The 14670-nt window shown below is 56.1% G+C and carries 15 protein-coding genes; 9 read left to right on the top strand and 6 right to left on the bottom strand.

From position 1 onward, the window contains the following. From VFU50_09755 to VFU50_09745, 3 genes are all read left to right on the top strand, one after another. Positions 1-847 (top strand): 3-hydroxyacyl-CoA dehydrogenase NAD-binding domain-containing protein (locus tag VFU50_09755; protein HEU5233134.1); only part of this gene is annotated, 847 nt, incomplete at its 5' end. Positions 848-916: 69 nt separating this feature from the next. Next, on the top strand, positions 917-2359 hold the full coding sequence (locus VFU50_09750; protein ID HEU5233133.1) for an ABC transporter permease: 1443 nt from the start codon (positions 917-919) through the stop codon (positions 2357-2359). Between the two features lies 1 nt (position 2360). Then, positions 2361-3605, top strand: coding sequence for an ABC transporter permease (locus VFU50_09745; protein HEU5233132.1), 1245 nt, complete (start codon positions 2361-2363; stop codon positions 3603-3605). 407 nt (positions 3606-4012) lie between these two features. Here the strand turns inward: VFU50_09745 and VFU50_09740 are convergent, their stop codons facing one another. Further along, entirely contained in the window at positions 4013-4312 is a 300-nt protein-coding gene (locus VFU50_09740; GenBank protein HEU5233131.1) for a hypothetical protein, read from the bottom strand. A gap of 290 nt (positions 4313-4602) precedes the next feature. Between VFU50_09740 and uvrC the strand changes: the two genes are divergently transcribed. Further along, positions 4603-6498, top strand: a complete 1896-nt coding sequence (uvrC, locus tag VFU50_09735; protein ID HEU5233130.1) for an excinuclease ABC subunit UvrC — start codon at positions 4603-4605, stop codon at positions 6496-6498. Then, positions 6495-7235, top strand: a complete 741-nt coding sequence (gene lolA / locus VFU50_09730; protein HEU5233129.1) for an outer membrane lipoprotein chaperone LolA — start codon at positions 6495-6497, stop codon at positions 7233-7235. The genes uvrC and lolA overlap by 4 nt, the downstream gene beginning before the upstream one ends. A 369-nt stretch (positions 7236-7604) precedes the next feature. Here lolA and VFU50_09725 read toward each other — a convergent pair whose 3' ends face one another. Continuing rightward, the gene (locus tag VFU50_09725) at positions 7605-8717 is read right to left on the bottom strand and encodes a BON domain-containing protein (protein ID HEU5233128.1); all 1113 of its coding nucleotides are present in this window, start codon (positions 8715-8717) and stop codon (positions 7605-7607) included. Positions 8718-9006: 289 nt separating this feature from the next. After that, positions 9007-9894, bottom strand: coding sequence for a complex I NDUFA9 subunit family protein (locus VFU50_09720; protein HEU5233127.1), 888 nt, complete (start codon positions 9892-9894; stop codon positions 9007-9009). 347 nt (positions 9895-10241) lie between these two features. Between VFU50_09720 and VFU50_09715 the strand changes: the two genes are divergently transcribed. From VFU50_09715 to VFU50_09700, 4 genes are all read left to right on the top strand, one after another. After that, positions 10242-10823 carry a hypothetical protein gene (locus VFU50_09715; GenBank protein ID HEU5233126.1) on the top strand — a complete coding sequence of 194 codons (582 nt, stop codon included), beginning with the start codon at positions 10242-10244 and terminating at the stop codon, positions 10821-10823. A gap of 276 nt (positions 10824-11099) precedes the next feature. Further along, the gene (locus VFU50_09710; protein HEU5233125.1) at positions 11100-11651 is read left to right on the top strand and encodes a sigma-70 family RNA polymerase sigma factor; all 552 of its coding nucleotides are present in this window, start codon (positions 11100-11102) and stop codon (positions 11649-11651) included. Continuing rightward, on the top strand, positions 11648-12424 hold the full coding sequence (locus VFU50_09705) for a hypothetical protein (protein ID HEU5233124.1): 777 nt from the start codon (positions 11648-11650) through the stop codon (positions 12422-12424). The genes VFU50_09710 and VFU50_09705 overlap by 4 nt, the downstream gene beginning before the upstream one ends. 228 nt (positions 12425-12652) lie before the next feature. After that, positions 12653-13360, top strand: a complete 708-nt coding sequence (locus VFU50_09700; GenBank protein HEU5233123.1) for a base excision DNA repair protein — start codon at positions 12653-12655, stop codon at positions 13358-13360. An 82-nt stretch (positions 13361-13442) separates the two neighbouring features. Here VFU50_09700 and rpsT read toward each other — a convergent pair whose 3' ends face one another. The 3 genes from rpsT to VFU50_09685 form a co-directional block, all read right to left on the bottom strand. Further along, entirely contained in the window at positions 13443-13712 is a 270-nt protein-coding gene (gene rpsT, locus VFU50_09695; protein HEU5233122.1) for a 30S ribosomal protein S20, read from the bottom strand. 182 nt (positions 13713-13894) lie between these two features. Next, on the bottom strand, positions 13895-14296 hold the full coding sequence (locus tag VFU50_09690) for a response regulator (GenBank protein HEU5233121.1): 402 nt from the start codon (positions 14294-14296) through the stop codon (positions 13895-13897). Beyond that, entirely contained in the window at positions 14286-14657 is a 372-nt protein-coding gene (locus VFU50_09685; protein HEU5233120.1) for a response regulator, read from the bottom strand. The genes VFU50_09690 and VFU50_09685 overlap by 11 nt, the downstream gene beginning before the upstream one ends. Positions 14658-14670 lie beyond the last annotated feature (13 nt).

The following is a 14670-nucleotide window of genomic DNA, read 5'->3' as shown; positions in this document are numbered from 1 at the left end:
CCGGGGCATCGCCCATGTCGCCGCATTGGGCGGATACCGCACCATCCTGGAAGACATCCTCCCTGCGAGCCTGCGCAAAGCCGAAAGCGAGATTCGCGCCAATCTGGATAAAGGCGTGGAGCTTGGCAAGCTGGAGCGCTCGGCAGCCGACGAGGCTTTCTCTCGAATTCAGTTTGCCGGCAGCGTGGACGAAGCCGCGAGAGAAGCTGATCTTGTGATCGAGGCAGTCCCGGAGGAGATGGAGTCAAAGATCGAGATTTTCACTCTGCTCGACAAAATCTGCCGTCCCGGCACCATTTTGGCTTCGAATACTTCTTCGCTTAGCATCACCGAAATTGCTTCAGTAACCTATCGCCCGCGTAAATGCGTGGGTATGCACTTCTTCAATCCGGTGCACAAGATGAAGCTGCTGGAAGTTGTGCGGGCGCTCGAGACCGACGATGAAACCATCTCAGCCGCCGCCGAAGTCGGACGCCGCATGGGCAAGGAAGTGGTAGTGATTAAGGAGTCCCCCGGATTTATTACCAGCCGCATCAATGCCATGATCGGCAACGAGGCGTTTTACATGCTCCAGGAAGGAATTGCCTCGGCAGAGGACATCGACAAGGCTCTCAAATTGGGACTAAACCACCCGATGGGGCCATTTGAGCTCGTCGATCTGGTAGGACTCGACACGCGGCTGCATATCCTCGAATATCTGCAGAAGTCCCTGGGCGAGAAGTTCCGGCCTGCTCCGCTTCTTGTGCAGCACGTGAAGGCTGGACGGTTGGGACGAAAGAGTGGGCGGGGTGTCTTCGAGTATCCCGAAGTGAAACAAAAATCTGCCGAAGCCAAGACCAGCCACTAACATTTGTGCGTGCCACTCCGTCTATAGCCTGAGGCCATGGTGTGCCACGCAGGAACCTCTTTGAGATGAATGGGTTCAAAGAAGGACAGAACCGTCGGCGGTAGCCGATGGGGCAGCCGCGTTTTTGCGGCTGCGTCTTTCCAAATCCGACCGAGCATCTTCATTCCCGGAGCTGGCCATTCGGCCATCTCCGGCCCACCGGCTACGGCCGGCGGTTCTGTCGGAACCTGGGAACCTTCTGGCGCGTACACCATGCTGAACATGCAGCTACTGCTCGACATCTTTGCTCAGACGCTGCGCACCTTGTGGGCGCACAAGCTGCGCTCGTTTCTCACCATGTTCGGCATCGCGTGGGGCGTAGGATCACTGCTGCTTCTCGTCGGTCTCGGTGAAGGCTTTCGGACTGGACAGCGCAAACAGCTCGCCACCCTCGGCCAGGACATCATCATGCTCTGGTCCGGACGCGTGCCCGCGCAAGAAGGCAGCGGCACGGGAATGCGCCAGTACTACCTCACCTTCCGCGATGCCCAGGACATCTCCCGGGAATGCAAGCACGTGCGCAACGCCGCCGGCATCATCAATCGCAGTGACATTCGCGCGGTAAGCGACATCACCAACGCCAACGGACAGGTTTTCGGCAGCACTCCCAACTTGAACCAGATTCGCTACATCCCAATTGGGGAAGGCCGCTGGCTGAATGATGGTGACGAAGCCGAAAAGCGCACGGTGGCCATCATTGGCGATGAGATGTCGCGCAATCTGTATCCAGGCGTACCGGCGCTCGGAGCGCCGCTGCTACTGAACGGCGTTCGCTTCACCATCGTGGGCATCGTCAGTTCGATCGGCGTTCACGAGAACAATTCGACCAACAATCGCGTGTACATTCCGTATTCGACGATGCATCAATATTTCCCGCTCACGAACGTTGGTGAAACGCCGGATGCAGTCTCGACCATCAACTATCAGCCGGATACGCGTGAAGACCACGATATCGCCAAAGAAGAAGTGCATCGCATCATTGGGCGCAATCACCAGTTCGATCCCAAGGACGAGCGCGCGATCGAGGAATGGGACACGATTAAGAGTGAGGAGATGGTCGGCAAGATCTTCGACGCAATGAATGCATTCCTCGGCAGCGTCGGCGTCGTAACGCTCGCGCTTGGAGCGATTGGAATCATCAACATCATGCTGGTTTCCGTGACTGAACGTACGCGCGAGATCGGGTTGCGCAAAGCTCTGGGCGCGACCAATCGCAGCATCCTGACACAGTTCTTTCTAGAAGGGATTCTGCTGACGGTCCTCAGCGGCGCGATTGGGATGGGCGCCGCCGCAGGCCTGATGGCAGCTTTGGGAACACTCCCCTCGCCTCCCGGATTCGACACTCCCAAATTGGTACCGTCGTCGGCAGCCCTGGCAATTGGATGTTTGGCCATCGCCGGATTAATTGCTGGTTTGTACCCGGCACGAAAAGCCGCGATGTTGCAGCCCGTAGAAGCGCTGCGGAGGGAATAGCATGGTTCGCGATCTTCTGGGCCAGGCCTATGGCGCGATGTCGCACGACCGACGCCGAACAACGCTCACGATGCTGGGCATGGCGTGGGGCATCGCGACAGTTGTGCTCCTGCTTGCCTACGGCGCCGGATTTGGACGAGCGATCAATGCGATCTTCTCTAACTGGGGAGCGAAGGTCATCGGAGTGTGGCCGAATCGCACATCATTGCAGGCCGGCGGTACCAAAGCCGGATCGCAGATTCGTTTCCAGCTCTCGGATGTGGACTATATTGCGAGCACCGTGCCGCTGGTGAAGCACGTTAGCCCAATGATGAACAAGGATGTGCCGATTCAGTACGAGAATCGAACCTTTACCATGCCGGTGAACGGCTACTACGCCGACATTCAGAAAATTCTGAACTATCGGGTCGACATGGGACGCTTCTTCGACGATCACGATAACGAAGCGCGTGCGCGCGTCGTGGTAATCGGCTCGGAAGCCAAAACGAAACTTTTCTCCGGACGGTATCCCCTAGGCGAAAAGATCCGTATCGACGGCATCAGCTTTGAAGTGATTGGTGTTCTGGCCGAGAAAATGCAGGAAGGCAACCAGGACGACAGCAATCGCGTGATCCTGATCCCCTTCAACACCATGGGAGATATCAAGGACATCAAGTACATCGACGGTATTTGGATGGACTACGATACCTTCGCGTTCGAAGGCGTAGAAGAGTCCGTCCGCGCCGCTCTGGCGCAGCTTCATGGTTATAGCGTCAAAGACCGCCGCGCTGTCTTCCTATTCAATGCTATGAAGCAGGTCACGCAGTTCCAGATCATTACTCTGGGACTCAAAATTCTGCTGGCATTCATCGGCGCTCTAACTCTGGGCATTGGCGGCATTGGGCTCATGAACATTATGTTGGTGTCGGTAACGCAACGGACGAGAGAGATTGGCGTTGAGAAAGCGCTGGGCGCGCGCAAGAGGGACATCCTCGTTCAATTCCTGGCCGAAGCGCTGGCGATCACAGCGATAGGCGGAATGTTAGGCATCGCACTTGCTTATGCAATCTCCTATGGTGTTGGCCGGATCACTTTCTACAGTGCAATCGCGCAACACGCCGATGCCGCAGACATTCGGTTGATCATCGACCCGACCACGTTGATCGTTGCCACAGTAATTTTGGCCGTTGTAGGAATTGTGAGCGGCATGCTCCCAGCAGTGAAGGCAGCGAATTTGGATCCAATCGAAGCGCTGCGCTACGAATAGGCAGGAGGTCTCCAACGCAGCTGTCGAAGAGAAATTCCGCGAAGCGAATGTTTCCGGGGGTGGAGGCCCTCAACTCCAGTCGGGGGGCGGCACGGCATCAGCCCTGCAATCTAACCATATAGGCGCCGACAAAACCTGGGTTTTAGCGGGCGCAGCGATGAAGCGGTCTTACCCTTCCTTTTAGACCGCGACGCGCTCCCGACTTAAGCGTGCTGCGGAAAAATGCAAAACAGAACCGCCGGATAGCGAGCTCCGAGCGCAACGATACTGTCCGGCAATTGTGGAGAAACGCAGCCGCAACCCACGCAGCTGCCCCAACGCCTATCAGAGCCGATTCCGCTACCCTGGCGGCCTGTTAAGTTCGGGGCCTTCCATTGAACGACCTTAAAGTAATTCTTCAAAAGCCTCTAATAAGGCTTGTTCTGGTACTCGCCGCTGATGCGCGTACGCATCTGTTGCCAATTCTGAGCGTGCTCGCTGATGCGCTCGACCAGGCTCTGAATGCCGTTTACGATGCGGTGTCCGCGGTCGAGATATTCGGGGGCCTGGTTCCAGAACTGTTCGAATTTCTCTGGATGATCGGAGGCAAGAGCGGCAAGGCCCACTCCTGCACTGGCCATGCCTGCGGCTCGTTTCCCACTCAGAAGGAAATAAGCTGCGGCTCCGAAAGCTCCGAACATCAAAACCTTTTTCCAATCCTGTGTCATGTAAGCTCCTGCGGCGGGACTCTGCCCCGCCTGAATTTCACTCTTGGGCCAGTAACCGGATACTTAGAACAGCAAAACCTTAGTTCTCGTTGCCTTGCGCGGCAAGCCGGTGAATCGCGGTTGACCCGCCCTGCATCAAGAACTTAGTCTCAGAGTAGAAAATAGGCAACTTCGTGAAGAGCGAACACGAAGGACACGAAGGTCTTCACGAAGGCCACAAAGCCTGCCAGCCGCTTTCTCCGTGACCTTGCCGTTTCTTTCGTGACCTTCGTGTTCGCCTCGTCCGGTTAATGGATCTCCAGCAGAAAATCCGTACTCTTCCTACCAACCCCGGCGTGTACATGTACAAGAACGCCGAAGGAGAGGTCATTTACGTTGGGAAGGCCAAAAGCCTGCGATCGCGCGTACGGTCGTATCTGCTGGAAGCCGCAACTCAGAACGCCAAGACCGGCTCGCTCATGCGAGAGGCGGCGGATGTTGAGTACATCGTGGTCGAGAACGAGCGCGAGGCCTTGGCCCTTGAGAATAACCTCATCAAGCAAAAGAAGCCGCGCTTCAACATTCTGCTTCGCGACGACAAGACATACCCATATATCAAGCTCACGCTGGCTGATCGTTTTCCCAAGGTCTTTGTCACCCGGCGGTTGAAGAAGGATGGGAGCGAGTATTACGGACCGTATTTCCCCGGGAACCTGGCTCATCGCACGGTCGATCTCATTCATCGCAGTTTTCTAATCCCGTCGTGCAAGATTGACCTCACGCGCTACCATCCACGGCCCTGCTTGCAGTACTACATCAAGCGGTGTCTTGGACCGTGTGTACGCGATCTCACCACGCCTGAGACCTACAGCGAAGCAGTGCGCGATGTTCAACTATTTCTTGAAGGTCGTCAGGCCGATCTTGCGCGCTCACTGCGCGCCAGAATGGAACGCGCCGCTGCGGAGGAACAGTACGAATCTGCTGCCAAGTATCGCGACCTGATCAGCACGGTCGAAGATTTAATGGAGCGCCAGCGCATCGCTGCCGCCGAAGGCGACGACACGGACGTATATGGCTTCCATTACGAGAACCAAATGTTGGCAGTGAACCTGTTTCATATGCGAGGCGGACGAATTCTCGATCGGCGCGAGCTCTTCTGGGAAGATCTGCCGGAATTCGAACTCATGCCTCTGGGCCGCGAAGATGAAAATTCCATAGCAAGCCAGCAGCCGGTCACAGAGTTTGATCCCGGACACTTCTTCGCGGCTTTGCTGAAGCAGGTTTACATCGACCAGCAATATGTGCCACGCAACATCCTTGTCCCGGTCGATTTCGATGAGCGCAGCGCGCTCGAAGAGCTATTGTCGGAAAAGCGCGGAGCCAAGGTCGAGATTCTGGTTCCCCAGCGGGGGGAAAAGCGGTCGCTGATCGATCTCGCGGCCAAAAACGCACACCACATCTACGACCAGCGTTTCCGCGTGATGAAGCCTTCGGTGAAAACCATCCAGGAAGCCTTGCAGGATGCCCTCACCCTTCCCGATCTGCCTCATCGCATCGAGTGCTTCGATATTTCCCACATCCAGGGTGCCGAGACGGTCGCGTCGATGGTGGTGTGGGAAGACGGACAGATGAAGAGGTCCGACTATCGCAAGTTCATTATTCGAACCGTCGAAGGCGTCGATGATTTCGCTTCGATGCGCGAGGTGGTGGAGCGGCGCTACAAGCGTGTAACCGCTGAGAAACAGAAAATGCCTAGCCTGGTGCTGATTGACGGCGGCTTGGGCCAACTCCACGCCGCGGCAGAAGCCTTGGAGTCATTGGACATCACCAACCAGCCGCTAGCCTCGATCGCGAAACGCGAAGAGATCATCTACGTTCACGGCCAGGAAGATGAACCGGTGATTCTCGATCGACACTCTCCCGTGCTGCATCTGGTGCAGATGATCCGCGATGAGTCTCACCGCTTTGCCGTGACTTTTCATCGCAAGCGCCGCGAGATACGCGATCGTGCTTCTGAACTGTTGGAAATCCCTGGAATCGGCGCCTTGACGACTCGGCGTCTGGTTGAGCACTTCGGTAGTGTGCGGGCGGTCAAGGAAGCGGAGCCTGCGGCGTTGTCTGCGGTTGTGACGCGTGCTCAGGCTGCGGCGATCCTCGAACATTTCCGGGGAGAGGCGAACACGAAGGTCACGAAGGACAACGGATGAGGAAAACCATTTCGCGATTTCGTGATTTCGCGATTTCGCGATTTTCAATCGCCCGATCGCCGGATCACCCGATCACCCGATTTGCCGCCGCAACTATCGTTTTCCTGCTCATGGTTTCAACGCTACCGCTCAGTTCCTTTGCCGATTCTGTTCGCGACGTTGCTCGCCGCGTCGATGCCCGCTACAACCACCTGACGACACTGAAAGCTCACTTCGAAGAAAGCTACAACGGAGCCGGAATCACACGCAATGAATCCGGCGAATTGTGGCTGCAAAAGCCCGGAAAGATGCGTTGGCAATACGAGCAGCCTACCCAGAAGCTATTCATTGTCGATGGCAAGAATGCGTATTTCTACGTGCCATCCGAACGGCAGGCGCGGAAGATGCCGGCGAAGAAGCTCGATGATTTCCGATCGCCCATTCGTTACTTGCTGGGCAAAACCAAATTGCAGAGCGAGTTCAATAATCTCGCGATTTCGAGCGAGCCGCCGAAGCAACTGGGCGATGTTGTCTTGCAAGGAGTCCCAAAAGGAATGGAAGATCGCGTTCAACGCGTCCTGCTGGAGATCACACCTGCCAATCAGATAACCCGCATTCGGATCGAAGAAGTCGATGGCTCGGTAACCGAGTTTCTCTTTCAAGACATCCAGGAAAACGTTGCCGTGAAAGCTGATCTGTTCCGCTTCTCACCTCCACCTGGAGTGGAGGTGATCGAGGCGGAGAACGTCGAACCTTAGCCGAGCCGCCGCGCACTATCTCGAATCAGGCAACGGTGCACAGTCACAATTTGTGACAAATATTCCCTGATCGTTTCCCTGTTCATCTGGCAGGACGGTGAGAAAGTTATTGCAAGTCACACGATTTCAAGCGAATACGAGTCATTCCCTAAATTCCCTGATCTTTCCCTGGTCGAGCGGAAAATTTGCAGATTCTGGGCGAAATTCGAGAGCTTTTCATCCTCAACAACCGAGATTCCCTGTTTAATTCGCTGTTAGCTAGAAAGGGCGCTAATTCAGATCGGCTGTCTGGTCCTCCGGCAACCTGACTTGCCGGCAAGCAAAAAGGCCGGACATCTCTGTCCGGCCTTTATCTAAGAAGAGGCTCTGTTACTGCTGATCCGAGCCGTTGTCTGGACGAATTACTGTGCCATGGCGGTCCGTGCTCGCCGACGGCATTACCGAGATCGGATTCTGCAACTGGAAGCTCACGAGACTTTCCGGACGCAGATCGACGCGTTGTCCTTTGGTGATGGTGTTCGCGCCGGCTCCAGCGCCTGCTCCGGCAACCGAACCGATGGCTGCGCCTTTGCCGCCGCCGAAGATGCCGCCAAGAATCGCGCCGACTGCAGCGCCGCCTGCGGTCTTCTCAACCGTATTCTTTCCGCGAGTTGCAGCTTTCTTTTCCCAGGTGTTGGTCGCGATCTGATAGCTCTTTCCGTTGAAGCTGATTTTCTCAACTCCGAGTACGAGAGAAGCACCGCCCGTGTAGTGCGTTGCGGCATGAGCTTCCATCACGCGTCCATCAACTTCGGCTCCCGCGGGAATCACGGTTTGATCATCGACAACGATGTCTGAGTTCAGCGTTCCGTGCCACGGATCGTTCTCATGGCTGGTCTCAGAGCTCAGCGCTTCTACCGTGCGCACTTGCAACACTGTCCCTGCCGGAACCGTCACCTTCTGCGGAGGTGGAGGCGGTGGAGGCGGAGTGTAGGTGTTGGCCGTCGTTGGCGTTGAGTTCAGATCGGAACTGTTGTTCGCCGTAGTTGTAGTACTCGTTCCCTGCGAATTCGTGTAAGAACTCGAAGATGACGGCAACGAGTGACGCGAACGATGCGCAGCGCTAGGACGGCTCGATGATGCTCGTCGGGTTGGCCGCTCGTCTTCCTGCTGTTGCGGTTGCTCCTCCGGAGCAGGAGCTGCGTTGGCTGTCTGCACGCTGAGTTTGCTGATCACCTGCTTCACGCCGGGCGCCTGCTGCGCGTCATTCAATGCGGAGGTGACTTGGGCGTCGCTGTCGAGGGCGCCGCTTAACGTGACAACGCCCTTGTCGGCATTGATAGCGATTTGCTTTCCTGCAAGCTGGGGATCGGAACTAATCTTCGTTTGTACATCGCCGGCTACTTGCGCATCGGTGCGCTCCGGCTTCGAGCAGCCGCTTAACCCAGCCAAAGCCAGCAGCAATGCGATTGTCAGGACTGCTCCTGCGGACTTCAATCTCATAACCTTCTCCTTACTTCGTAAATCTCCCGTTATATCTAGAACGGCTGCTCGCGATGCACTTGCACCAGCAACCAAATTGCGGCGCAGCCAACCCGGCTCTTTGTATGGGACACAGGAAGTACTGTGTCCCCGGCCATTGAGGGAATCCCACACCATTCTATAACCCCGCCATTTGGGAGTTGTTGCTTATTCGTGTATCTCAGACGGTTCTCAAAACGGATTAAGGTAGGCTGGGACTCCGAGCTAAGGTGAGACTTTGATGCCGAGTCTTTGCTCTTGGATTCCGGGTTCAGCAGCTTAGATCGCGTTTGATTCCGTTGCGGAATCGTATTGGGTCAATTCCGAAGATCTGTTCCATTGGCACAGAATCAGCCGTAGAACCCTCTTCCAACATACGTAGTTGAACCGAGGTCACTGGTGGTTTGAAAGGGAGCCAAGAACAAACAACAGCTACAGTTCTCATCAGCGGCATAGGAATGTGCACGGGAGCTTTGCGGATCTTCAGGCATTCCGCCAACACACCGGTAAGTTCATTCAGCGTGAGTTCCTCACCACCTACGAGATCTATTGTCTTGTTCACAGCCGCAGGATTTCTGAGCGACCTCGCGAAACACTCGACGACATCTGTGACGTGAATCGGACGAAAACGATACTCTCCGGTGCCGGCAACTGGACGAATGAACGGCACCGCGCGCATGAGCCCCATCATCTGCTTAATGAATGCACTGCCCGGGCCGAAGATGAGCGAAGGCCGCAGGATCACGTAAGGGATGCCGCTCTTGCGGACCTCGTCTTCGGCTGCGAACTTGGTCATGTGATACGCAGTTGCATTCGTCGCACGTGCTCCCAGTGCGGACATCTGCACGAATCGCCCAACCCCATTTTTCCGCGCCGCTGCGACAAGATTACGGGTGCCGCTGTGGTGTACAGCCTCAAAGGTGCTCTTTCTCTGTTCATAGATAATCCCAACCAGGTTGATGACCGCGTCGCATTCATGCAGGCTGGGAGAAAGATTCTCCGACGTAAGATCTCCTTCCACCTCTTTTAAAGCTCCGGAATAGGAGCGGAGATTTCCGGAACGGCGCACAAGAGCCCGCACCTGATGGCCATCACTCAACAATCGGCGCAGCAGGTGAGAGCCGACGAATCCCGTGCCTCCAGTAAGGAAAACTTTCATTTAAGGAAAACTTTCATTGGGTGCAGCTTACACGGACGGCAAATGAAGAGCTGCACTCCAGAGAACCACAATAGAGATGTCGGCGCAATGGGAGCTGCTGGCGGGATCTGCTGCAGGGCAGACCACAACAGCAATTTTTCAGGTCGGCAGCACTGCTGAGTTCGGCACCTGAATTGCAACTCCGCGCTCTTCAGACGGTTACGGCAGCGGAATATTCGCGCTCTCACGGCGCAACTCGTTTCCGCCCCGCGTGTTTCTAGTACTAGAAAACCCCATTCGGGAGGCAGAGGGCTGCTCGGGATCACTGTATCGAGCGCTGCTGGTCCGGTGGAGGGAGGGTCAAATCAATGAAATTGTTTAGAAAGCACTTGCTCTGGACACTGGCTTTGGCAGTCGCCGGAAGCACCGCCGGCGTGGTGAAGGCGAGCGCGCAGGATCGTGATCACGACCGCGATCACGACAACTACAAACGCTACGACAAAGACTGGAAGAAGCACGAGCGCGAGCGGGAAAAAGAGCGCGACCGCGAGTGGCGTTATCGCAACAACGGGTATTACAACAACAACGGTTATTACAATAACGGGCGTTACAACAACGGCGCCTATAACAACGGCTACTACGGTCCGTACCGCAACAATGGCGGATACTACGGCAATGGCGGCTATTACGGTGGCTACAACGGACGAGGCATGGGCCAAGCTTCCCAAATCGGGTACCAGGACGGCCTCCGCGATGGACAAAGTGATCGCGCTACCGGCCACAGCTATCGCCCGACTCAGGACGATAACTACAAAAATGCGACCCGCGGATATAGCTCCATCTATGGCGACAAGAATCAGTACAAGGGACTTTATCGTCAGGGTTATCAGCAGGGATATCAGCAAGGCTACGGCGCCGGCGGAAATCGCGGACGCGGTTGGGGCTGGTAATATCGCACTCGGAAAGGCATAAGAGAGCAGGCGCTGATTGCCTGCTCTTCTTAATTTAGGGCCCTTCTGCGCTCTAGACTCACAACCCGGACGCCGGCGCGCGCTCGAGCGGGTCTTTCCCTCTCTTGCCACTTGCCAAACACCCGACCAAGGCCCGCAGGTTCGGTTAGACGCCAAATCATCCCGCAAATTCGCACCAAAATGGATGAAACCGCCCATTCTCCCGATTTAGACTTGCGAAGGACTTGACCGGCTTGCTTCGGCGGCAAGTGGTTCTTGCGAGGCCCCATCCTGGACGGAGGCGATTCGCGGCAACTGCAGTTTGAGCAGCTCGCGCTGGTGCATCTGCGCGCGCTGCTGAGAGCCGCAGTGCGTCTGGCGCGGGACGTGTCTGTTGCAGAAGACCTTGTGCAGGAAGCGATGTTGCGCGCCTGGCGACACTTTGACCGTTTCCAGCCGGGCACAAACTGCAAGGCATGGCTGTTTCGCATCATGCTCAACTGCTGGAGCACACGTCATCAGCAGATTCGTCAGGAAGCGATTCAATTTTTTCCTGAGCAGTACGCCGACAGCATCGGCGGCGAGCAAGCTCCAGCAACGCGCTTCAGCGCCGAGGAGATTCAGAATTCGATCGATCTGCTCAACGAGGACTATCGCACCGTGCTCATCCTCTTTGCAGTCGAGGGCTTCTCGTGCAAGGAGATCGCAGAAATTTTAGGCGTCCCAATCGGCACCGTGATGTCGCGGCTGTCGCGGGCGCGCACTCAAGTGAGAGACGATTTGGCAAAACGTGAGGCCCGCTACATGAAAGCGAAGGCGAGACTATGACCTGTTCACAAATTGAGCGCGTCACTGAGGCGTATCTTTCGGGCGACATCGATCAGCCTGCGTGGCGCAAGCATCTCGATGTTTGTCCGGAATGCTGTGCCAAGCTCAAGAATGAATCCGATTTCGACCACCTCATTCGTCACGCCGTCACCTCTGAACGTCTGCAAACCCGTGCGCTTGAGGCCCATGTTCGCGCCGCCATGCGCGAGTCAGTCACTCCGATTCGTCGTCCCATTTTGGCATCCTGGCGTTACAGCATCGCAGCGGCCGTTGCATTGTTCGTCGTAGTTATTGGAACGATCGGATATGCCAAAGGGAGACTCGAGCGCACCGCTGTCTGCATCGATGCGGCGGACGATCATCAGGAAGAAGTAGTCGCAAAATCTCCGCGGAGGTGGCGCACTGAAACCGCCGATGTGCAGGCGCTCGCGCAACGCATTGTCGGAGATCCTTCCGTCCCGGAGAGAATCGTGCCCGCGGGATATCACCTCGTTGGCGCTCGCGTGTGCCTTCTGCACGGCAAGCGCTACATGCATCTCGATTACTCCGACGGCAGCAACGAAATTTCTCTCTTCGTGCGCCACCAGGAGCCGTCAAAATCGCTAGCGGCTCACGTATTCGACTGGTTCCAATTTACCGGCCCATCCGCGGAACGTGTCGATGCCTTCGCGGTCGGTTCTGTCCAGAAAGACAATCTTTCGCTGGTACTTGTCTCCTCCGCACCTATTCCCCAGGCTGAGAAGATCGTCGCCGAGGCCGGCGGCAGACTGTAAGAATCGGGCCATCGGGTGATCGGGTCATCGGGTGATCTGAAAACCAAAACCTGACCGGATCGCGCTGATGCTTGCCCGTGGACTAACTCGGAATATTCTTTAGTTTTTGCAGTTTTCCGCGTTTATCCGCGTCGATCCGCGATATCCGCGTCGGGTTTTGCTGTTGCTTTCACATCACCCGATCACCCGATGGCCCGATCACCCGATGATTCGCTACTCTAATTAATAGTGACCTCCACTCCGATTGCCAGCATTTACCATGCACTCGCGCAACACTACGGACCACTGCATTGGTGGCCCGCGCAAACGCGCTTTGAGGTGATTGTCGGAGCCTTTCTCACGCAAAACACAAGTTGGAACAATGTAGAACTGGCGTTGAAGAATCTTCGGCGTGCGGGAGTGCTGAACATCTCCGGCATTCGTCAGATCGCGCTTGCCGATCTCGAACAGCTCGTTCGCCCATCGGGATACTACAGGCAGAAAGCTGCGCGTCTGAAGATGTTCGTCGCTTACGTTGACGAGGGGTACAAAGGCTCTCTGAATCGCATGTTCGCGCAGCCTCTCGATGTGCTGCGCACAGAGCTTCTGTCCCAAAACGGGATTGGCCCGGAGACGGCCGATGCCATCCTGCTTTATGCGGGCGAGCTGCCGGTCTTCGTCGTCGACGCCTACACGAAACGTATCTTCGAACGCCACGGTATCGCAGAGGCCGGCACTAAGTATGAACAGGTTCGGAATCAGGTACAGACGGCGTTTGCCTCAGAGTTTGCTGGCGTCGAACTGGCCGATCACTACAACGAATTCCATGCATTGATCGTCCAGGCGGGAAAAGATCACTGTGGCCGAGTCGCTCAGTGCGAGGGATGTCCTCTGCAATCGTTGTTGCCGATCGCAGTGAGCCAGTCGCAATCAAAGAGAGGCCCGGCAGAGGAGTGAACTACAATCGGAGCGTGTGAAGCCTTGGAGCAACTGAAAACAAAAAGCAGCCGGATGGCTGCTTTTTGACGACTCGAAAACTCTACTTCGTTGCGGCGGCTTTGATGCGCGCGCTCAAGCGGGACTTATAACGAGCAGCGGTGTTCTTGTGAATCGTGCCCTTCTGCACTGCTTTGTCGATGATGGAGACAGTCTCTCCGACGCCGCTCTGAATCGACTTCTGGTCGCCTCTGGCGATGGCTTCGCGCAACGAACGCAGCGCGGTGCGCAGTCTGGATTTGTTAGCGCGATTCACCTGCGTACGCTTTTCGGTCTGACGGGCGCGCTTAAGCGCAGAAAAATGGTTTGCCATTCCTTAAACTCTTGTCCTTTTCCGGGATGCTGATGCCTAAATCGGGTGGGATTTAGTGCGTAAGAACTTGATTTTAGCGGTTTAACGCCGCTGCGGTCAAACCACAAACACAATCCGTACCGGCCGCGGTAGCGACTGGGGTAAGTCACCCGTCCGCTTCCGCCGACGGTACCGATTTCGATTCAGCTCGCAAGCAATCGCTGAACTTCGTCGCTGAGCGCGGTTGGGGATTCGCCTTTCTTCACCAAAGAGGTAATCGCGGTCAGCGCGTCGGGATCGATTTCATCGACGCCGGTAAACATCACTATAGGCACGTGCGGCGCCTTCTCCTTCAATTTTCGCGCGACGGTGCCGCCGTCGAGATCGGGCATGCGATAGTCCACAACGACGAGATCGACATGAAAATTTGAGAACGCTGCCAGGCCATCGCGTCCGCCGGTGGCGACGACTACGTCGTATCCCTTCGAGTGCAGCAGCGCGCGCTGCATCAGGACCTGGGTTTCATCGTCGTCGATGCACAGGAGCACGCGATGGGCAGTGCGAACTTTGGCCGCACCCGACGGTTGTGGAGGCCTAGCAGCCATGACCCATTTTTCTCGGCTGAACGTTCTCGATGGTCTGCAGGAGCACGTCGGGCGACTCGCCCTTGGTAACATAGGCATCTACATCTTTGAGCTGTTCGGGAGTCAGATCCACAAAGGCCGACAGCATTATGATCGGCATCCCTGGATGTGTCTGTCGGATGCGCGCCGCTACTTCCGAGCCGGTCATCTGGGGCATTTTATAGTCCACAATCACCGTTTGAACGTGCTCCCGCTGCAAGGTTTCCAAGCCTAGGGGTCCGCTCTCGGCCAGCAGCACTCGATAACCAACGCTCTCCAGCAGCATTTTGCGCACTGCGAGAACATTAGGCTCATCATCGATGCAAAGGAGAGTGAAGGACATTCAGACCTACTTT

It is taken from the genome of Terriglobales bacterium (genome assembly GCA_035764005.1).
GTDB lineage: Bacteria > Acidobacteriota > Terriglobia > Terriglobales > Acidobacteriaceae > Gp1-AA112.
The sequence above is the reverse complement of the archived record's forward strand: the minus strand, read 5'-3'. Positions and strand labels throughout refer to the sequence as shown.

Coding starts and splice junctions, on each gene's coding strand:
- uvrC (HEU5233130.1), top strand. CDS start 4,603: ATGGATCTCCAGCAGAAAATCCGTACTCTTCCTACCAACCCCGGCGTG.
- lolA (HEU5233129.1), top strand. CDS start 6,495: ATGAGGAAAACCATTTCGCGATTTCGTGATTTCGCGATTTCGCGATTT.
- VFU50_09740 (HEU5233131.1), bottom strand. CDS start 4,312: ATGACACAGGATTGGAAAAAGGTTTTGATGTTCGGAGCTTTCGGAGCC.
- VFU50_09745 (HEU5233132.1), top strand. CDS start 2,361: ATGGTTCGCGATCTTCTGGGCCAGGCCTATGGCGCGATGTCGCACGAC.
- VFU50_09715 (HEU5233126.1), top strand. CDS start 10,242: ATGAAATTGTTTAGAAAGCACTTGCTCTGGACACTGGCTTTGGCAGTC.
- VFU50_09690 (HEU5233121.1), bottom strand. CDS start 14,296: ATGGCTGCTAGGCCTCCACAACCGTCGGGTGCGGCCAAAGTTCGCACT.
- VFU50_09705 (HEU5233124.1), top strand. CDS start 11,648: ATGACCTGTTCACAAATTGAGCGCGTCACTGAGGCGTATCTTTCGGGC.
- rpsT (HEU5233122.1), bottom strand. CDS start 13,712: ATGGCAAACCATTTTTCTGCGCTTAAGCGCGCCCGTCAGACCGAAAAG.
- VFU50_09750 (HEU5233133.1), top strand. CDS start 917: ATGGGTTCAAAGAAGGACAGAACCGTCGGCGGTAGCCGATGGGGCAGC.
- VFU50_09725 (HEU5233128.1), bottom strand. CDS start 8,717: ATGAGATTGAAGTCCGCAGGAGCAGTCCTGACAATCGCATTGCTGCTG.
- VFU50_09720 (HEU5233127.1), bottom strand. CDS start 9,894: ATGAAAGTTTTCCTTACTGGAGGCACGGGATTCGTCGGCTCTCACCTG.
- VFU50_09685 (HEU5233120.1), bottom strand. CDS start 14,657: ATGTCCTTCACTCTCCTTTGCATCGATGATGAGCCTAATGTTCTCGCA.